Raw genomic sequence first — 20,329 nt, forward strand, 5'->3', positions numbered from 1 at the left:
CCGCGCACTATGGTGATATTTGTACTTTGCAGAACCAGCGACGTTTCTACCTGATTGCAACCAGTGCCGAGAGATTGAAAACCTGCAATACAGCTAACACTGGTTGGAGGAAACCACTTGCGCTGCATTGATTAAGATTTACGCCAGTGCCGTGTCATGAAGATTTCTTTGTTCCATGTAACAATCAGTTCAGCATCCACCGTCGTATGCCCGAGCGATGAACACGCAGTCAAAGAAACTGAAACCTCGGAGGTTCCGTCAGGTCGTTCAAAAATCATTTTGTGATCAACATTTGTCTCTTGCTTGACGACATCCGAGGTCTTCAATCTATGCACCATGCCTGTTTCGTAGCTAAAAACAGTCCCCAACTGAGGGAATGCAGTCTTCACCAGTGGTTGGCGCCAGCCCATCTCGATACAGTTGTCACGGGTTTTATTCCAGCGTGTCAGCCTGTCAGCAGCAGAAGTGAAATGCGATTTCTCTTCTGGCAAATCTTCTGCAGGCGGAAGAGGTTCGCTTAAGTCGGAAGGCTTATTGGCCATCAAAGGAAGAACAAGTTTTCCATCATCCAGACTCAGGTCACCTTTCGGTGCCGCCGCATGAATGAGCGGCCAGTAAGACGAAGAGAACGCAAGACGGATGCGATGTCCTTTGCGGATGCGGTAGGCGGTTGAATGAAAACGGATGTCTGCGTTAAATGCGTCGGATTTTGCAGAGTGCGAAATGCGATCCAGGTTCTCATCCAGCGACAGATTCCTGACGCCATAGGTTATACGTGCCGACACGCCGGCAGAATTTACATCACTGAGTCTTGCGATAATCTGATTTGGTTTGTCTTTCGTTTCTCCATGTAACCTCAAAACGACCGACCCATAGATTATCAGATCCTCTGTAAGAGGCGCTGTTTCGAAAACCAAAGAACGGGAATCATCAAAGTTTTGATCAAGGGGTAAACCGCCGGTTCGGCCAAAATACCCTGTATCCCCTGCGCTTTGCCCCACCGTCGGATCTGCTGGAACGATCCACCGCTCGTGGTTGGTATTGGATTTTAGTGAAGACAGGGAAATTTCCTGAACTTTTGTTTCTTGGATCGTTGGGCCACTTTCTATCCATTTCCCTGCAGCCATGGATAAAAAATCCTTCGGATCAACGTATTCGCGTAACCAAACCCGAAGCCGCGGCCAGTTTGGCGTTTGCGACGTGTCTGACTTAAGCCAGTAATCCCACCAATCCAGAGCCAGTTTCTGAAACCCGACGGCGGGTCCGGGCGACCCTTGATCTGGATAGTGGTGACCCCAAGGGCCGACCACCCCCCAAACCCGGGTGGGTCGCGCATCAACCAGAGACATTACCGAATTGGAATAGCGATCGCTCCACCCTCCGATAGCCAGAACCGGGACAGAAAGTGCATCTGCTTGATGAATGACAGAACCGTGTCGCCAGTATTGCCCCCTACCATCCTCGCGCAGCCAGTTTTCCAATGGAAACGTAAGGTTCTCAATTCTCTCTTTCCACAGCGCTTTCCAATCTGTCCCGACTTTTGCCGTTGGAGGCGAGGCCAGAATAGCCGGAAGCGTCGCACCCCATTCGAAAGTATCCGACAAAACGCAACCGCCCATATAGTGGATGTCATCCTCAAAACGGTCATGGGTTGCGCAAACGGCGATCGCCGCCATCAGCGCATCGGGCGCATTCACACTGGCCTGCAACGATGCCGTACCGCCCCAGGACGTGCCGAACATTCCCACACGGCCATTGCACCAGGGTTGCGCAGCCAGCCACTTGATCACTTGTCGCGCATCGTCCAGTTCAGCCTGCGCATACATATCCGGCATGTGCCCTTCGCTGTCGCCCGAGCCCCGCATGTCAACCCGAATGCAGGCGTAACCGTGGGCTGCAAAGTAGGGGTGGTTCCTTTCATCGCGCGCGCGCACCATGTCGGTTTTGCGGTACGGGATGTATTCCAAAATGGCAGGAACAGGCATCTGTGTTACCGGGCGCCACAGACGGCCTGCCAAACGTACGCCATCAGGCATTTCGATCCATAAATGGTCTGTCTCTGACACTTTGAAGGGATGATCGGTTTGATCGGTCATTTTGATCCGCCGCGTGGAATCCATGTCTGCCTCACTTCTGCAAATCCGGATCGAACATGCAATAGTTTCGTGCTATTCGTTCAAAAATAGAATTTGACTTTAAAATTCTAGTCTGCTTTCAATTTGGGTAGAGTTTAACCACTCCACTCATTTTTCGGAGACCCGCATGTCATCTGACAAAGTTGTCCCCTTGACATCCGCTATTTCTTCGCTGGGAAGCGAGGTTCGGCAATTACGCAAAGCCCGTCAGCTTACGCTGAAGCAACTGAGTGAAGAAGCGGGCATCTCGCTCAGCCATGTGTCGGCGATTGAGCGCGGGGTATCCAAGCCTTCTGTTGACGTATTGCAAACTATCGCCAGTGCACTCAGCGTCACGCCAGATTGGTTCTTTGCCCGCCGCGCTGGGGCGGGTCCAATGGAACAGGCTTTTGTTGTTCGCGCCCAGAACCGTCGAGCCCTGAATACCCTGTACGGTCAGGACGTGGCAGAGCTGGGGTATACCGATCATCTGCTGTCCAGCTCGATCGGAGGACAATTCTATATGGGCATGGCGGTCTACGCACCACATTCAGAACGCCCGGACGACCCTTTGCAAAAACACGAAGGCGAAGAGCACGGGCTGGTTTTGGAAGGCGAGCTGGAGATGCAGATCGGGGATGAGTTCATCACCCTGCGCGCCGGGGACAGCTACAGCTTTGACGCACGCATCCCGCACCATGCCCGCAACCGCACCGATCAGGTCTGCCGGTTGATCTGGGCCGTCTCACCTGTCGTCATTCCCAAGGATGTCGTCGCAACGCAGCCTTCTAACCGGGAAACGTCCTCATGAGCAGCGACGCCCTGTTGCAACCCTATCAACTGAAGCACCTGACCCTGAAAAACAGGATCATGACCACCAGTCATGAACCCGCCTATCCCGAAGACGGAATGCCTAAGGAACGCTATCGCGCCTATCACCAAATGCGAGCAAAAGCGGGTGTTGCGATGACGATGACCGCTGGCTCTGCCACCGTCAGCCGTGACAGCCCCCCGGTGTTCAACAATATCCTCGCCTACAAAGATGAGGTCGTGCGCTGGATGGGTGAATTGACTGATGCCTGCCACGCCCATGGCTGCGCCGTGATGATCCAGCTGACCCACCTGGGTCGGCGTACCGGTTGGAACAAAGGTGACTGGTTGCCGTCAGTTTCTCCATCGCACTACCGGGAACCCGCGCATCGGGCCTTTCCGAAGAAGATGGAAGATTTCGATGTCGAGCGGATCGTGACCGACTATGCCGATGCGGCTGAACGCATGCAGGCCGCCGGTTTGGACGGGATCGAGTTGCAGGCCTACGGGCATCTGCTGGACCAGTTCTGGTCGCCGCTGACCAACACGATGGACGCACCGTTCGGAGGTGATCTCGACAACCGGCTGCGCTTTGGCTTCATGGTACTGGATGCGATCCGCGACCGTGTAGGACCAGAGTTCATTGTCGGCGTTCGCTATACTGCCGATGAGGTTGAAAAGGGCGGCATCACCGAGGAAGAAGGGCTCGAGATCGCGCGCAGGCTGCGCGACAGCGGTCAAGTGGATTTCCTGAATGTCATTCGCGGGCGCATTCACACTGACCCGGCCATGACGGACGTGATCCCCGTGCAGGGCATGAAAAGCGCGCCGCATCTGGATTTCGCCGGGCGGGTGCGGGCCGAAACGGGCATGCCGACCTTCCATGCTTCGCGCATCCCTGACGTGGCAACGGCTAGACATGCGGTGTCCTCGGGGCTTTTGGATATGGTGGGGATGACCCGCGCGCACATGGCCGACCCGATGATCGTTTCCAAGGTTCAAGCCGGACAGGAAGATGACATCCGGCCCTGCGTCGGCGCGACCTATTGTTTGGATCGAATTTATCAAGCGGGCGAAGCGCTGTGTATCCACAACCCTGCCACCGGGCGTGAACTGACCATGCCGCATGTAATACCTGCGGCGGACACGCGCCGCCGGGCAGTCATCGTTGGCGCAGGCCCCGGGGGGTTGGAGGCCGCGCGCGTCGCCGCAGAACGCGGGCACGATGTCACCGTTCTGGAAGCCGCCCCCGAACCTGGTGGGCAGGTGCGCCTTTCAGCACAATCCAAGCGCCGGGCCGAGATGATCGGGATCATCGACTGGCGCATGGCGCAATGTGCTGCGCGGGACGTTCAGTTTCAGTTCAACACATATGCCGAAGCCAGTGACGTGACCGCGCTGTCACCGGATATGGTCGTGATTGCGACCGGGGGCCTGCCGAATACAACGATCCTCGATTCGGGCAATGAGCTGGCGGTATCCGCCTGGGATATCCTATCCGGCGACGTGCAGCCGGGCGAAAACGTGCTGATCTATGACGATGCAGGAGATCACCCGGCCCTGATGGCCGCCGAGGTCATCGCAGCCACCGGCGCACGGGTCGAAATCATGACCCGGGATCGCAGTTTCGCACCTGAAGTGATGGCAATGAATCTGGTGCCCTATTTGCGGTCCCTGCAGAAAACCGGAGCCGTGTTCACTGTCACTCGAACCCTGCAAGCGATCGAAAAATCAGGCAATCAGCTGCAAGCCCATATTGGCACCGACTATTCTGATCTGGTCGAAAAAAGGGAATATGATCAGGTCGTTGTCAATCAAGGCACGCAGCCTCTGGACGATCTCTATTTTGATCTCAAACCACTGTCGCGCAATCGCGGAGCGGTGAATCAGGGTGCGCTTGTCTCCGGCACAGGCGACCTGTTTCCGCAACCCAATCCCAGCGCCAGATTTGACCTGTATCGCATCGGTGACGCCGTATCGGCACGCAACATTCACGCAGCAATCTACGACGCCCTGCGTATAGGCATCCAATGGTAGCAAGCGCAGGGAGGCAGCGCCAATACAGGAATTTTGAATAATTTTTCTTGCGAAGAAGAAAAACCAAAGTAGGATTTCCGACATACCCAGCGAGCGTAGGGAGGATTCGTGAGCCAGGGCAAATCGAAAAAACAAACCCGCACCGCCAGCGAAGAGGGTCTTGCAGCCTTCGGTGCCGAGGTGCGCCAGCTGCGCAAAGCGCGCCAGATGACCCTGGCCGAGCTTGCGACCAGCAGCGGTGTTTCGATCAGCCATCTCAGCGCGATCGAGCGCGGAACCGTCAGCGCGTCTCTCAACAAGATCTCGCGCATTGCCGATGCTCTTGGCGTCCCTGAGGAATGGTTTTTCAACCACCGCCCCGGTTCTGGCCCGTTGGAGCGCGCCTATGTCGTGCGCCAGTCCAACCGACGGAACCTGAACTTGCTGTATGACGAACCGGCCGAGCAATCGGGTTATGCCGATCAGTTACTGTCCAGCTCCATCGGCGGTGGGTTTTGTATGGGCGTCTCGGACTACCGCCCCTATTCCGAACAGGTGGTAGACCAATATTTCTCGCGCGATGGCGAGATGCACGGGGTCATTCTGGACGGTGAGCTGGAACTGGTGCTCGAGAACGAAACCGTAACCTTGCGCACCGGTGACAGTTTCAGCTTTCCCGGAGACATTCTTCACGTCCTGCGCAACGTATCCAATCAACCTGCGCGCATGATCTGGGTGAACTCACCCGTGATCATTCCAAGATTCTCAGCGCTCGGCGTTGATGAGCAACTGCCACAGTCACACAAGAAAAAGAACGGATAACGCCTGCTGGCACCTGAAGTCGCGGGCACGCCTGCCCGCAAGCAACCAAACCGGACAGACGCCCGGATACGAAGACAAACAGGGAGTAAGCAAATGAGTTCGATTTTCAAAGGGGACGTTTCCCGACGCTCCGTTCTGGCCGGTGCCGGTGCATTGGGCGCAGCCAGCCTCGCATTTCCCCATATGGCAGTTAGTGCCGATGGCTCAGTTCTGACCATCCGATCCTATAGCGATTTGCAAGTGCTGGACCCGGCCTTCTGGCTGGCTCTGCCCGAGGCCGACATCATGCGGTCGATCTATGCCCCGCTGGTCTCGAACCAACAGGGCGATGAGTGGAACTGGCGCCCCGTTGCTGTTGAAAGCATCGAACAGCTGGACGACCTGACTATCGCCTTCAAACTGCGCGACAATATCGGTTTCACAGACGGCTTCGGTCAGATGACCGCCGATGACGTGAAGTTCTCGATCGAGCGTATCGCTGACCCAGCGAATGAAAGCCCCTATGCGGGTGACTGGAGCGCGCTGAAAGAGGTCGAAGTAAAAGACACCCTTTCGGGCTTGATTCATCTGAAAAACAAATTCGTGCCGCTGTGGACAACCACGCTGCCGACCCCCGCCTCGTGTATCGTTTCGCGCAAAGCGGTCGAGGAAATCGGCGGAAAGATCGGGTCCGATCCGGTCGCGCAATCCGGCCAGTACATTCTGACCGAATGGGTTCCCAAGCAGAAAACCGTTCTGAAGCGCAACCCGGATTGGGCTTATGAACCTGGCGGGTATGAGGAAATCCACATCCTGCCCATTGAGGACCCCTCGACAGCCGAGCTGGGTTTTGAAGCTGGTGATCTGGACTACACCTGGACTTCGGTATCCTCTCTGCCGCGGCTTAAGGAAAACCCGCCGGCGGGATCGGTTGTCGAGGAAAAACCCTCGCTGGCCTATGTATGGCTGGGCATGAACCAGGACAACGAAGCACTGAAAGACGTTCGCATCCGCCGTGCCATTCAGCACGCGATTGACCGGCAGACTGTGGTTGACGCGGCCTATTTCGGCGCAGCGGCCGTGGGCAACGGCATCATCGCGCCCGGTTTGCCGGGCAGCCGGGACAGCGTGACATACGACTACGATCCGGACAAAGCGCGCGAACTGCTGGCCGAAGCGGGTGCGGAAGGCATGACCGTCACGCTCGACATCCTGAACCAGTCCGAACGCCTGACGGCGGCTCAGGTCATACAGGCCAATCTGGCCGATGTGGGGATCACCTGCGAGATCAAGCAAAATGACAGTGGGACGTTTTGGACGCTTGGTTCCAAGGACGGCGACTATTTCATGGATCTTCAGTTGGTGCTCAGCCGGTTTTCGATGAACCCTGACCCAAGCTGGGCGACGGTCTGGTTCACGCCGGAACAGGTTGGCGTCTGGAACTGGGAACGGTTCAACAACGCGGAATACAAGGCGCTGCACGAAGAAGGTCTGGTCGAAAGCGATCCGGCCAAGCGCGATGAGATCTACAAGAAGATGCAAGGTCTCATGGATGAAAGTGGCTGCTATGTCTTCCTGACGCACGAAGTGGTCGGCCTGATCCACAAGGATACGGTCAATCCGGGCCTGAAACCGAATGGCGAGCCGCTGCTGCCGCTGTTCAAACCCGCCTGATCCACGCAAACGGGCGGCGTATGGCCGCCGCCCGCACGGCCTTTTGGGGGGCGCGTATGCTGAGCTATTTTTTCAAACGGCTTGGGCTGGCTGCCGCGATCGTTTCGGTCGCCATGTTCCTGCTGTTTTGTATGATCTACCTGATCCCCGGCGACCCGGCCTCGGTTGCGCTGGGGCCTCGGGCAACCGAGGAAATGCGCGCCGCCCTGCGCGAAAAAATGGGGCTGAACCAGCCGGTTCTGGTTCAGTTCTGGAACTTTTACATCGGAGCCTGGACAGGTGATTTAGGGGATGAGGTTCTATCGGGCCGTCCAGTCACTACGGTCGTGTTCGAACAACTGCCCTATACGCTGGCCTTGATCGTCGGCGGTATCACGTGGTCGGTTGCGCTTGGTATTCCGCTGGGTTGCTGGGCGGCGGTCAGCCGCGGCAGCTGGGCCGACCGGATCGTTGGCATCCTGTCCGTTGCAGTGATTGCCGTGCCCTCGTTCGTGATCGCGATCTATGCGCTGCTGATCTTTGCCGTTGAATTGCGCTGGCTGCCCGCCATTGGCGCAGGCGAACCCGGCAATCTCGGCGATCAACTCACGCACCTGGTCCTGCCTTCGCTGGCGGTTGGTCTGGGCTGGGTCGGCTATATCGCCCGCATGGTGCGCGCCTCTATGCTCGAAGTGCTTGAGGCCAGCCATATCCGCACCGCCCGCGCCTTTGGCCTGCCGGATCAAACGATCACCTACCGCTATGCCCTGTCGATTGCGATCCTGCCCACGGTCACGTTGCTGGGCGTGGGCATCGGTCAAATGCTCTCATCGGCAGTCTTTGCCGAGATCGTCTTTGCCCGCCCCGGCGTCGGCAAGCTGGTCTATGACGCCATCCTGACCCGCAACTTCCCCATCGTGACAGGAACCGTTCTGATCACGACAGTCCTGTTCGTTCTGCTCAATCTGTTGGCAGACCTCATCATCGGAGCTTTGGATCCCCGTGTCAGAAGCAGTTTCTAACCCCGCCCCCGGGCGCATGGCCGAGCTGTGGCGCCCGATCCGCAAAATCCTGCGTGAACCGCTGGGCGCGCTGGGACTATTCCTTGTGCTGTTTGTCATCTTTGGCGCCGTGTTTGCCGATTTTCTCACCAGCTGGGACCCGACGAAAATCAACCCGCGTGACCGGTTCCAAAGCCCAAGCGCGCAGCATCTGATGGGCACCGATCAGCTGGGTCGGGATCTGTTTGCCCGGGTGCTGCATGGTGGACGGATTGCGCTTTTTGTGGCTTTGGTCTCGACTGCTGTGTCGCTGGTGATAGGCATCGTTCTGGGCTTGATCGCGGGCTATGGGCCGCGTTGGCTGGACAATCTGATGATCCTTTTGTTCGACGCAATGAAAAGCTTTCCGACCGTCATGCTGGCCCTTGCGCTGGTCACGCTCATGGGGCCGTCGCTGACCGCCGTTATGGTCGTCGTTGTTCTGGTCACCGTGCCGGGTTACGCGCGGATCATTCGCACTCAGACTATCGCGTTGAAGACGTCAGAATATGTCACGGCGGCGCAAAGCATGGGCGCTTCTTCGGCGCGTATCTTGCGGGTGCACATTCTGCCGAACGTCATCGGTCCGCTGGTTATCCTCGCATCGATGGACATCCCGGTCGTCATCGGCATCGAAGCAGGGATGAGTTTTCTGGGCCTCGGTGTGCGCCCCCCGACCCCAAGCTGGGGCTCGATCCTGAATGACGGATTCACCAATATCCGCGATACTGCCTGGATCGCGATTGCTGGCGGCTTGCCGATCATCATCACAACGCTGGGCTTTACCTTTTTGGGCGAGACGCTGCGGGACGTATTCGATCCCCGGCTGAAAGGACGCTGATGACCACGCTGCGCATAGAAAATCTGAACGTCAGCTTCTCGACCGAGGCCGGGCCGCTGCACGCGTTGAAAAACGTCAGCTTCGATGTGCCCGAAAACCGGATTGTCGGTATCGTGGGCGAATCTGGCTGTGGGAAATCCACCCTGATCAACGCCATTCTTGGATTGCTGGCCGACAATGGCAGCATCGACAGCGGATCGATCCTGTTTGAGGGGCAGGATGAGCTGACCACCCTGCCCCCGTCGCGCATGCGGGACCTGCGTGGCCCGCGCATCGCAACCGTGTTTCAGGACCCGATGGGCGCGCTGAACCCTGTGATCTCGGTCGGCAAACAGATGCTGAACATTCAGTATCGCTCACCCCTTTCCAAGGACGAAAAGCTAAGCCGCGCGGTCGAGATGCTGGAATTGGTGCGCATCCCCGATGCCCGTGCGGCGCTGGCGCGGTATCCGCACCAGTTCTCAGGTGGGATGAAGCAACGCATCGCCATCGCCATGGCCTTGATGATGGAGCCCGCTCTGCTGATCGCGGACGAACCCACAACGGCGCTGGATGCGACGCTTGAGGTTACGACAATCGAACTTCTCAAGGACCTTCAACAAAAGATCGGCTGTTCAGTCATGTTCATCTCGCACCATCTGGGTGTCATCGCCGAGCTTTGTGACGATGTCGTGGTGATGTACGCCGGGGAAGTGGTCGAGCGCGGTACCGTCCGTCAGATATTCCACGATCCACGCCACCCCTACACAGCGCGGCTGCTGGAATGCGACCCTGCGCGGCAAAGCGAACGCACGCGGCACTTGCCGACGATACCCGGAGAAATCCCCGATCTGCGCGCACGGCCCGCGAGCTGCATCTTTGCCAACCGCTGTGACCGGGTAAGCGACGCGTGTTCCGCCCCGCCACCTGACAAGGACATCGGGGAAGGCCATGTCGCCCGCTGCTTTGTCGCGGACACACCAGCAGAAACCGGAGTGACAGCATGAGCAGCGATCCGATTCTCAAGGTCGAAGATGTTCAGGTCTCGTTTCCGGTCGGCGGACTGGGACGCCGCAGCGCGATCCTGGGTGTGGCTGGGGTTAGTTTTGAGGTCAACCGCGGCGAGACTTTTGCCCTGGTCGGCGAAAGCGGTTCTGGCAAAACAACGCTTGCGCGGGCCGTGAACGGTTTGCAGGAGATTAGCGCCGGCGCCATCACTTTTGAGGACCAGCGCATCGACGAATTGGACCGAAAGGCGATGAAGCCCGTTCGCAAACGCATGTCGATGATGTTTCAGGACCCGGTAGGCTCCCTCTCGCCCCGCATGACCGTCGGCGATCTGGTGACCGAACCTTTCCGAATTCACGGTATAGAAGGGCGCAACCTGCGGGATGAAGCTGACCGCCTGCTGACACTAGTAGGTTTGCCGACCAGCTTCGCGTCGCGTTTCCCGCATCAGCTATCGGGTGGACAGGCCCGACGTGTCGGCGTCGCGCGCGCCATTGCGCTGGACCCGGCGCTGATCATCGCGGATGAACCCACTGCGGGCCTGGATGTGTCGGTGCAGGGCGAAGTTTTGAACCTGCTGAATGATCTGCGCGAACGGCTGGGTCTGGCGATGGTGATCATCACCCATAACCTGCATGTGGTACATCATGTGGCTGACAGAACCGCAGTCATGTATCTGGGCCGCTTTGTCGAGGCCGGAGACACCGAACAAGTGTTCAGTGCGCCTCAACACCCCTATACGGCGGCGCTTCTGTCAGCCAACCCCGAGCCCGACCCGGACAAGACACATGACCGGATCACGCTGCCGGCCGAAGTCCCCTCATTGCTGGCCCGCCCATCGGGATGCGAGTTCCACACCCGCTGCCCATGGGCGCAATCGCGATGCAGTGTGGATGCGCCGGAGCGGCAGGTTGCAAACGGGCGCGCTGTCGCCTGTCATTTCCCTTTGGAACCCGGCGCCCGCCCGCCGGAACTAGCAGAAAAGGCAGCGTCATGAGCGATATAGAGGTCATTGAAACCGTTTGGATTCCAATGCCTGACGGAACCAAGCTTGCTGCCCGGCTCTGGCTGCCCGAAACAGCCAGAACTTCACCGATGCCCTGTATCCTTGAGTACATCCCCTACCGGCGTCGGGATCGCACGCGTATGCGCGATGAAAGCATGCACCCGCATTTCGCAGCCGCCGGGTACGCCTCAATCCGCGTCGACATAAGAGGGTATGGCGACAGTGAAGGCGTGTCCGAGGATGAGTATTCCCACCAGGAAATCCAGGACGGCCATGACATTGTCCAATGGATAGCCGATCAGGACTGGTGCGACGGGAATGTCGGCATGTTCGGCAAAAGTTGGGGGGCGTATAACGCGTTCCAAGTTGCGGCGACCCGGCCCCCGGCCCTAAAGGCAATCGCTCCGGTGATGGGCACGGATGACCGATGGCGCGAGGATATTCACTTCTACGGCGGCTGTTTGGCGAATGACAATTTCTGGTGGGGCTCGATCATGCAGCTCTACAACGCTATGCCGCCGGACCCCGAAATTGTCGGAGGTGATCGCTGGCTCGACATGTGGCGCGAACGTTTGGAAGGCGCGGAATTCTGGCCCGCCATGTGGCTGGAGCACCAAACCCACGACGAGATGTGGCGACGTGGTTCGATCTGCGAGAATTACTCTGACCTACAGGTACCGGTCTACTTCTTTGGCGGCTGGATGGATCTGTATCGGGACACGCCCTTCCGCATTGCAGAACACCTCGGCGGACCAGTCAAAATCCTGATGGGACCTTGGGCGCATCTTTACCCACATGAAGGGGTGCCCGGCCCCAAGGCCGATTTTGTTGGCGAGTTAATCCGTTTCTGGGATCATTGGCTGAAAGGGATCGACACGGGGTTAATGGATGAACCCCCATTGCGGTTTTTCTTGCAGGACAGCGCGGCGCCTTCGGGGACCCATCTGCAACGCACGGGGCGCTGGGTCGAAGAACCGTCTTGGCCGTCGCCCAATATCGCCGAGAAAACGTTCTGGCTGAATGACCAAACTCTGGGCGAAACGGCACAGTCAGGGACTGCGATGTCCATCTGCTCGCCACAGAGCTTCGGTGCCGCTGCGGGCGATATGTGCTCTTTCGCCATTCCCGGCGATATGGCAGCGGATTGCCGGATCGACGCTGGGGGGGCATTACAGTTCAAGGGGGCACCCCTGACCGAACCGCTGGACTTGTTGGGTCAGCCCAGCGTTGACCTGACGGTGTCGGCGGATCAGACGCAAGCCTATGTCGCCGTGCTGCTGGTGGATGAGGCTCCGGACGGCGCGCAAACGCTGATCGCGCGGGGATTTTGCAATCTCAACCACCGCGACAGCGACACCCAACCTACGCTGATCACGCCCGGCGAAGACATGACCGTTACGGTTCCCTTGTACGGAACCGGCTATCATGTTCCCGAAGGCCACCGCATCACATTGCAAATCGCCTCAGCCTATTGGCCTGTTCTGTGGCCTGCGCCACAGCCGGTGACACTCATGATCAAGTCCGGCATGTCCCGGCTGACCCTGCCGATCAGAGTCCAGCCTGACGGCAGCGCCGAGCCGCGTCCGCTGCCGGAACCGGAGCCACCAACCGCGGCCCCGCGAAAAACCCATGTTCGCAGTGGCTCAATGGAACGCTCGGTCCACACTGATCAGACCAATGGCGAAGTGACCCACCGGTTCTATCTGGATGGCGGTGTGTTTGGTCCGGTCGGCGATTTCCGTCTTGACGACATCGGAACGGTGCTCAGCGATGTGTCCGACCGGCGCTACACGATCCACCCCGGCGATCCCTTGTCCGCCGTCGCCACAATGGAGCAAACAGCCGGTTTCGATCGGGACGGCTGGTCCGCGAAAATCTGGACCTATTCCGAGCAACGGGCAACGGCAGCCGAGTTTCACCTGACCTCACGCCTAAAAGCCTGGTCAGGTGATGAACTCATTTTCGAAGAAGAAAAGACGCACATCATTCCCCGCAACGGAATGTAGCGCATCCTTGCGGCCACAGGAGCCTTCCAATGTCAGTCTTCCCCGAATTTGGTCCAAAATCAGAAACACATCAATTGACCATGGGCGGCGTCACCATGCGAGTCGTCGTTGAAGGCGAAGGGCCTCCGGTCGTGTTCGTCCCCGGCGGAGATCAGACGGGTGAGGCTTATTCCGAACAATTCTCGTGCCTGTCAGATCACTTTAAATGCATCACTTATGATCCACGCGGCGCGGGTGACACGCAATCGCCCCCTCCGCCCTGGTCGATGCAGGATTACGCGGCCGATTGCGCTGCGGTGATTGATGCATTCGCTGGTGGTCAGGCCGCTGTCTGCGGGTTGTCACTGGGCGGGCTGGTCACGCAGCAAACCGCAATCGACTTCCCGGAAAAGGTGCGACTGGCAATTCCGATGGGCACCTCGGCCTATATCGACGGGTTCACTCGCGACTGGATGCAGGCCGAGATCGACTTGCGCAAGGACGGCATCACTCTGCCTGATTATTTCCTTGCCCCGCACTATGCCGTTTACGCCTTTCCGGCCAAAGCGCTGCACGAGCCTGAGCTTTGGGAGCAGCTCAAAGCATCCTACACCGAGCGTTTTCGGAATCGCGACCCGCAGGCAACAATTGATCAGTGGGAAGCCTGTCTGAAATTCGACTGTCGTGAAGGGTTGAAAACCTGCCCGGTCCCGATGCATGTCATCGCGTTTTCCGAGGATGTTCAAACCGCTCCGGTCATGTGCAAGGTGGTTTCTGATCTTGCGCCGAACGGCGTGTTCTATGAAATTCCTAGCCTGGGTCATGTTTCGATGACCCGCCACAAACCAGAAATCGTGGCGGCAAAACTGCGAGAGATTTTGACCGCCGAATTGGTGCAGCAATAAGCGGCTGAAGAGTCAGATGAGAATTGCTATCGCAGGATTTCAACACGAAACCAATACCTTCGTCGCCACTCCAACGCAGCTGAGCGATTTTGAGCAGGCAGATAGCTGGCCGGAATTGCTTTGGGGTCAAGACGTTCTGAACATAACCCAAGGTATGAACCTGCCCATAGCCGGTTTCGCAAAAACTGCCTTGGCGGATGGGGTCGAATTACAACCTATCCTGTGGTGCGCTGCTGAACCGTGTGGCAAGGTTGCAGATCACGCCTTTGATACCATTGCCGGACGCATCACCAATGCGCTTGCGAACATGACGCAGCTTGATGGGGTCTACCTGGACCTGCATGGGGCCATGGTCACAGAGTCTTTGGATGATGGGGAGGGAGAGCTGTTGTCGCGGATCAGACAGGTCATCGGTCCGGACCTGCCGCTTGTTGCAAGCCTTGATATGCATGCCAATATCTCGAGGCAAATGGTGGATCTGTCGGACGCGATGACCATTTTCCGCACTTATCCGCACCTCGACATGGCAGAAACAGGCGCGCGGGCCTTTCGAATGATGCGCGACATCTGCACAAATGGCCCGCCCGCAAAAGCGTGGCGGCAGGGGGAGTATCTGATCCCGCTGCACAGCCAGTATACCGAAGTCGCCCCCGCCAAAACGCTGTACGCCGCGTTGGATGTCTTCGACGGGCCAAACGCGCGCCTGGTTGAACTCGCCGTTGGGTTTACTGCAGCGGATACGGCCGATTGTGGACCATCTGTCCTGGCCTACGGCGAGTCACAATCCGATGCCGATGCAATGGCCGCGCAGATATTCGCAAAGCTGCAAGCGGCAGAAACGCAGTTCGATACGTCTCTGCTTTGTCCGAAAGATGCCGTTGAAACTGCACGCCATGCAAATGGCAAAGGGCCTGTAGTAATCGCTGATGTGCAGGACAATCCGGGGGCTGGAGCGTCGGCCGACACGACAGGATTGCTACGTGAGCTGATGCAGCAAAACGCCCCCTCGGCCATTCTCGGGTTGCTGAACGACCCGCAACTGGCGGCCAAGGCCCACGAATTGGGCGAAGGCGCGGAACTCGAGGCCGAGATTGGTGGTCGAGGTCCCGGCGACGTTCCTTTCGCCTCAAAGGTGCGCGTGCATCACCTAAGCGATGGCCGATGTCGTTATTCGGGCGAAATGTATGGCGGCGGCGTTGCTACGATGGGTCCTTCGGCCGCCTTACAGCTGATTGGAACGCAAATTCATGTCCTTGTCACCAGCATTCGAAATCAATGTCTGGATCTGGCGCAAATACGTTTGTTCAACCTGGAACCGGCAGACGCTCGAATACTATGTGTCAAAAGCACAACCCACTTCCGCGCCGACTTTGAACCCATCGCGCAAAAAGTCTTGAAATGTGCCGTAAGGGGGCAGTTTCCGTGTCAGCTCAAGGATGTCAGGTATACCAAGCTGCGACCGGGCGTGCGCATAATATAAGGGTGTCAAAGCGCCTCAGCGTCGTCTCCGCAACTGTACGAAACGGATCTGTTGCAAAGTTCTTTATTGACCGAAGAGTTGAAACCGAACCCGCGGCTCATGCCGCCAGTTCTGCAAATTGGTGAAACGAGCAAACCCCAGGCGTGAGTTGGCCTTTGCGTATCATATGCGCCACTTCGATCCCGTCCAGTGTAGCCGCCGCTGAAGCGAAGGCCTTGGACCCCAACATAGGCCGTGTTCGTCTCTTGATGCAGCTATGGTCCTGTTCCAAGATGTTATTCAGATACTTCCGTCTGACCATCTCGATTGGTATCGAGCAGCCAAAGCCTTTCGGCATCTTGTTTATGGATTTGATGCCAGCCGTGTTAGCTCCGTTTTTGTCGATGGCAGTCTTTCTCGGGTGGCCGTTGACCTCCAGCAGCTACGCGAAAAATATGGCGGCGGCGGGTTTGTTTCGACGCTGCGAAAGCATGAAATCAAGTGTCTTTCCGTTCCTGTCGACAGCGCGATAGTGACAGACCTACGCTCCTTTTACCTTGATGCAAGTCTCTTCCATTCTCCTGGAACAGTCGCACGGTCCCTTTCGCCTGCACGCGACATCGGCAATTGCACGAGCGTATTTTGTGACCCAAGGGTTCAGTGTTGCATGATCCAGATTAACGCCGCGTTCCGCCATGATTTCTTCCAGGTCACGGCACGACACACTGTATCGAAGGTAGAAGAAAACTGCGTGCAAGATGACGTCTTTCGGAAATGCGCCCTTGAAAGAGATCGTCGCGATCGGCTCCCGTCGTATTCCAGCCCACGTTAACAGAACTGCGTTCAAGCTGACAGGTGGGGCCAGAGTTTGCGATAAAACCGGCGTCAGCTGAACGGCTTAATGCTGGTTGGACTGCCGCACGGCGGGCCCGTTCACGACGAAATTCTCTTGCCCAGTCACACATCGAAACCCTGTTGGGCGAATTACCGTCGCACGGTAAGATCGTAACTGCCATTGATGGGTACCCGGCCACCCTCGCATGGCTGGGGGTGTGGCTGGAGACCATACGATCTGGCTCGGTGTCGAGCGTTTTGGCCAGACGGGAACCATTTGTGATCTCTACAACCATCACGAGATCGATCCGCGGTCGTCACATCCGTGTTCATGCCGCGACTTGAGAGGGTCCGGTTGTCTGAGATCGTTCACAGGCCAATTGCGAACTTTGTACGAGACGCACAACTGGCCTGGCCAGAGTAACTATTGAACTCCATAAAACCACACTCACGGTCGATTGAATGCCACTCGGGGGAACCAGCCCCCGAGTGCAGAACGTACTGAAAACACTCACTCACGGTTAAACCGCCACCGTATCATCGCGGTCAGGTGGTGGGTCGAAAGCATGTCAAACATAGGGAAGAATGAAGTCGGATTCCTTTATTACACTGTAGAGCAGCAAAGCATTGCCAACCGCAGGTGTTTTCAGGCCGCCTCTCCGCTTGTGCGCATAATTTTTGGTTTTTGATCCTTACTTTTCCACAACACGATTTCACTATAACATTTGATAATTTTTATTATCATATGTAATTGCTCTAGCCGAGATTGTGTGCAGTGAGTAGCCGTCATATCACCTTATTCCCGTGTCACATGTTGCATGCCGAAATCTCGAGCAGGTATCGGGCGCCCCTCCGTGATCTGAACGTGCGAACCCAGAAAAGACCCCGTGGTTTTAGGCCCCGACAACACTCCGTGAAACTGACCGTTCCTGAACCAACGTCAATGATCGAAGCCACAAGCCCCGTCTCAAGCTGCGGCAGCATCGATCACGGGACACGAATTCAAGGCAAAACAACTTATGGGCAGTAATCCCTTGCTGAGAACGTCCAGGCATTAGCGACAAGACAAAGGCGCCGGATTCGACCGGCGCCTTTTCTCGGACCTTCAAACCAAACCTTACCCGTGGGTAAGATCGTCTTCCTCGGGAAGAGCATCGATGAAAGCAGCTATTGCCGCCTCAAGTTTGCTGCGATCAACACGCGTAAAGTCCAAATCATATCTCAACTCAATTCGACCACTGGATGCGGAGCACTTGGCGATCCCTGCCCGCCCTGATACCTGAAACGTGGTCTTTGCACGTCGTGGTTTATCGGCGCTTTCAACCGGAGCCTTCTTTGCCACGCTTGTTTCCGGCGCGCCCAGAAATGACCTGAGGATAGCAACCTCACGCGCTCCGTCACGGTCCGGCTCGCTCATGACCGCGGCACTCACCTGGCGCACCAGACCGGGCGTTGCATCCAGCTTGCGCTTCAGCTCTACGCCTACGTTGCGCGGAATGTCGTTCGGATGTTTCAGAACCTTGTCCAACATCATCAGCAAACTGGCAAATGACCTAATGTAACTCCGCTTTGTGTAACTGGCGGATTTGAACAGAGTGGAAACCGCCTTGTCTACATCCGGGCAATCATTTGCCGGGTCTTCGGCATACGCGCGCGCCAGAGCACCCATTTCCGCAAACGAGATATCCTTGCGGATCAGGTTCTCATCCACCATGCGCCGGTAGCTGCTGTCGAGATCGCCCGCCTCTGAAATACCCGCTGGAATTCTGGCATAGGACTCATCGCCCGTTTCTTCATACAAGGCCCGATAGGCAGACAGGCGCCGCATCCCCTGGATCAGTTCAAATCGTCCGTCTGAGCGACGCTCAAGTCGGATGGGGTTGGACAATCCGATTTCCTGAATTGACGCTTTTAGCTCGTCCAGTTCCGGATCCGGCCCGGGTTTACGATCCCGCGTCAGCTTTTCAAACAGAATGTCAGCCAATGCTACACGTTCGGTCACCAGACCTTCGGAACGCAGGCGCACGAGTTCATGCGCAAGACGATCGTTTTCTGCGCGAATGGTTTCTTCCGTCGATTGCTGGTCGCGCAGCGCATCAGCATTTTCCGAAATGGCCGCGGCCATCGGGCCTCGCCGCTTTTCAAGAACCTTGTCCGGAACCTTGCCGACAGGAATGTCATCCATTGCGGGCAGGTCGATATCAAACATTCTGCGCTTGCGGCTCATGCGTCATCCTCCAGCTTGTCCCAGGCAGACAGCATCACACCTCGGAATTCCTCGTAAACATTGTCGAACGTCGAACGGGCCCGACGCCAGGTTTCGCGGGTCATTTCGCGATAATCCATTTCGTACACCGAGCTCAGAAAGCGGCCGGATTGCTCGACCGCGCGGGTCATTTCAACAGGGTGCTGGGCGACGTGGTCTCCGAAGACTTTCTGGAACGCGTCGAACATCGCCAGATGCAACGCGTTTCCGGGCTCGTACCTTGTAAGCAGGAACCGCAGCTCGCAGAAGGTTTTGGGAAGACCGATCTTACCCGTGGGTAAGGTTTTGTCGAACCCGTAGGCCAAGTCCTCCAAAGCTTCTGCCAGCTGACCGATAAAGGACGTGGTCGAGTCATATTCCCAGTACCCGGGGCCCGACGGAATGTACAACATGTCCGCCGCGAACACAGCGTTCATGGACTGATACCCAATGGCTGGCGGGCAATCGAACAGGATCAGGTCATAGGCGTCGTCAGGGATTTGATCCAGATACCGGGACACTGCGGCAAAGAAAGACCATTCAGGGTTCAGGTGGCGATACTGTGCCGAGGCAAATTCGACGAAGGCCGCGTTCGCACAGGATGGGATCGCATCGATGGTGGACCATGACGTCCGTCTGATGAAATCGCTGATCCGCAGATCTCCAAGCCCCATATCGGTGATCGCCGGGGGCAGTTCCCGGCGGGGCAGGGCGGTGCCGGACTCGGCCGCGGCGGGCCGGTTGTTCATGCGCTCGGTCTCGCGGATCAAGTCACGCGCCATGATCCCCCAGACAGTGTAATCCTCGGCGACATCGGTCAGGCCCATTGAATGGCTCAGCGTGGCCTGCGGGTCAAAGTCAACAACAAGAACACGATACCCATCAAGCGCTGCAGCATGCGCAAGATGCAACGCCACCGTTGACTTGCCCGCCCCGCCCTTGAAGTTCGCTACCGCCGCGCGAATGGCCCGCTTGCCCTCGGGACGCGGTGGCATGAGGGATTTACGATTCACCTTGAGCCGCCGCCGCAACTCATTCACCTCCTCCAGGCTGAACCAGCGCTGCCGCCCCTCGGGCTCAACCTCGCCTCCGGGCAGAGACGGATCAGCGGCCAGCTTTCCGCGAAAGGTTGACTGGTTGACCCGGAAGATCAGCTCGGACACCTCCCAGCTCGAAAACCGGCGGAGTGTCTTCTCCATCTCGGGGCTAAAGGTCTGCTGACGAATCCACCCCTGGAGTTTGAGAGATTGATTGCGCAATGCATTCAGGTCTTCGTGCGTGTACATGCCTCATGTCTCTTTGTTTGGAACGTAAATTTCTGTTCATTTCTTATTTACGCCCGATTTGCGCTTTACGCAAAAGAAAATATGATGAAACTCAAATCTTACCCACGGGTAAGAAAATAAGGCCCTGCAAGGCCATCGCCGATTCGGCAGTGCAGAAGATGAGGGGTGACGATTCGCAACGCGCCCTCAACCGTATTTAGGGGGTCATTCTTCCTGGATCTGCGATATATGGGGGGACATAACAAGCCAATAAGGGGTCATCCAGGACGTCCCCCTTCACCAATACTTCACCAGATTTCTTTTATTTTTTGATCTGGATTGGCGCAATTTTCTGACCTGTTTCAGAC

14 protein-coding genes and 2 pseudogenes are annotated in these 20,329 nt (G+C 57.2%); 12 read left to right on the plus strand and 4 right to left on the minus strand.

The genetic code is table 11. From position 1 onward, the window contains the following. Positions 1-131: 131 nt before the first annotated feature. Positions 132-2,096, minus strand: a complete 1,965-nt coding sequence (locus GS612_RS12550; RefSeq protein ID WP_171640727.1) for a CocE/NonD family hydrolase — start codon at positions 2,094-2,096, stop codon at positions 132-134. Positions 2,097-2,262: 166 nt separating this feature from the next. Between GS612_RS12550 and GS612_RS12555 the strand changes: the two genes are divergently transcribed. The 11 genes from GS612_RS12555 (at position 2,263) to GS612_RS12605 (ending at position 15,638) form a co-directional block, all read left to right on the plus strand. Further along, positions 2,263-2,925: a helix-turn-helix domain-containing protein gene (locus GS612_RS12555; protein WP_171640730.1), complete on the plus strand. Its 663-nt coding sequence runs from the start codon at positions 2,263-2,265 to the stop codon at positions 2,923-2,925. Then, a complete protein-coding gene (locus tag GS612_RS12560) occupies positions 2,922-4,961 on the plus strand; it encodes an NADH:flavin oxidoreductase (RefSeq protein WP_171640732.1) in 2,040 nt (679 codons plus the stop codon). The genes GS612_RS12555 and GS612_RS12560 overlap by 4 nt, the downstream gene beginning before the upstream one ends. 108 nt (positions 4,962-5,069) lie before the next feature. Next, positions 5,070-5,762, plus strand: a complete 693-nt coding sequence (locus tag GS612_RS20700; RefSeq protein ID WP_171640734.1) for an XRE family transcriptional regulator — start codon at positions 5,070-5,072, stop codon at positions 5,760-5,762. 93 nt (positions 5,763-5,855) lie between these two features. Then, entirely contained in the window at positions 5,856-7,415 is a 1,560-nt protein-coding gene (locus GS612_RS12570) for an ABC transporter substrate-binding protein (protein ID WP_171640736.1), read from the plus strand. 56 nt (positions 7,416-7,471) lie between these two features. Further along, a complete protein-coding gene (locus tag GS612_RS12575) occupies positions 7,472-8,416 on the plus strand; it encodes an ABC transporter permease (RefSeq protein WP_171640738.1) in 945 nt (314 codons plus the stop codon). After that, positions 8,397-9,275, plus strand: coding sequence for an ABC transporter permease (locus GS612_RS12580; protein ID WP_371809340.1), 879 nt, complete (start codon positions 8,397-8,399; stop codon positions 9,273-9,275). The genes GS612_RS12575 and GS612_RS12580 overlap by 20 nt, the downstream gene beginning before the upstream one ends. Continuing rightward, the gene (locus tag GS612_RS12585) at positions 9,275-10,261 is read left to right on the plus strand and encodes an ABC transporter ATP-binding protein (protein WP_171640742.1); all 987 of its coding nucleotides are present in this window, start codon (positions 9,275-9,277) and stop codon (positions 10,259-10,261) included. The genes GS612_RS12580 and GS612_RS12585 overlap by 1 nt, the downstream gene beginning before the upstream one ends. After that, positions 10,258-11,259, plus strand: a complete 1,002-nt coding sequence (locus GS612_RS12590; RefSeq protein ID WP_171170114.1) for an ABC transporter ATP-binding protein — start codon at positions 10,258-10,260, stop codon at positions 11,257-11,259. Before GS612_RS12585 ends, GS612_RS12590 begins: the two co-directional genes overlap by 4 nt. Further along, positions 11,256-13,274, plus strand: coding sequence for a CocE/NonD family hydrolase (locus GS612_RS12595; protein WP_171640744.1), 2,019 nt, complete (start codon positions 11,256-11,258; stop codon positions 13,272-13,274). The genes GS612_RS12590 and GS612_RS12595 overlap by 4 nt, the downstream gene beginning before the upstream one ends. Positions 13,275-13,303: 29 nt before the next feature. Then, the gene (locus GS612_RS12600; RefSeq protein ID WP_171640746.1) at positions 13,304-14,158 is read left to right on the plus strand and encodes an alpha/beta fold hydrolase; all 855 of its coding nucleotides are present in this window, start codon (positions 13,304-13,306) and stop codon (positions 14,156-14,158) included. Positions 14,159-14,174: 16 nt separating this feature from the next. Next, complete coding sequence (locus GS612_RS12605) at positions 14,175-15,638, plus strand: M81 family metallopeptidase (protein ID WP_171640748.1); 1,464 nt, start codon at positions 14,175-14,177, stop codon at positions 15,636-15,638. A 97-nt stretch (positions 15,639-15,735) separates the two neighbouring features. On the opposite strand, the pseudogene GS612_RS12610 reads toward GS612_RS12605, so the two are convergent. After that, positions 15,736-16,419: pseudogene (locus tag GS612_RS12610) on the minus strand (IS6 family transposase). 83 nt (positions 16,420-16,502) lie between these two features. On the opposite strand from GS612_RS12610, the pseudogene GS612_RS20535 reads away from it, so the two are divergent. Then, positions 16,503-16,882, plus strand: a pseudogene (locus GS612_RS20535) (hypothetical protein); the annotation flags it as partial. Positions 16,883-17,568: 686 nt separating this feature from the next. On the opposite strand, the gene GS612_RS12615 reads toward GS612_RS20535, so the two are convergent. Both GS612_RS12615 and GS612_RS12620 read right to left on the minus strand, forming a co-directional pair. Next, positions 17,569-18,678, minus strand: coding sequence for a ParB N-terminal domain-containing protein (locus GS612_RS12615; RefSeq protein ID WP_171118237.1), 1,110 nt, complete (start codon positions 18,676-18,678; stop codon positions 17,569-17,571). After that, positions 18,675-19,982 (minus strand): AAA family ATPase, encoded by a 1,308-nt coding sequence (locus GS612_RS12620; protein WP_171118234.1) that lies wholly within the window; start codon positions 19,980-19,982, stop codon positions 18,675-18,677. The genes GS612_RS12615 and GS612_RS12620 overlap by 4 nt, the downstream gene beginning before the upstream one ends. Positions 19,983-20,329 lie beyond the last annotated feature (347 nt).

Origin of the sequence: Ruegeria sp. HKCCD6157 (genome assembly GCF_013110685.1) — a bacterium.
Classification (GTDB): Bacteria; Pseudomonadota; Alphaproteobacteria; order Rhodobacterales; family Rhodobacteraceae; genus Ruegeria.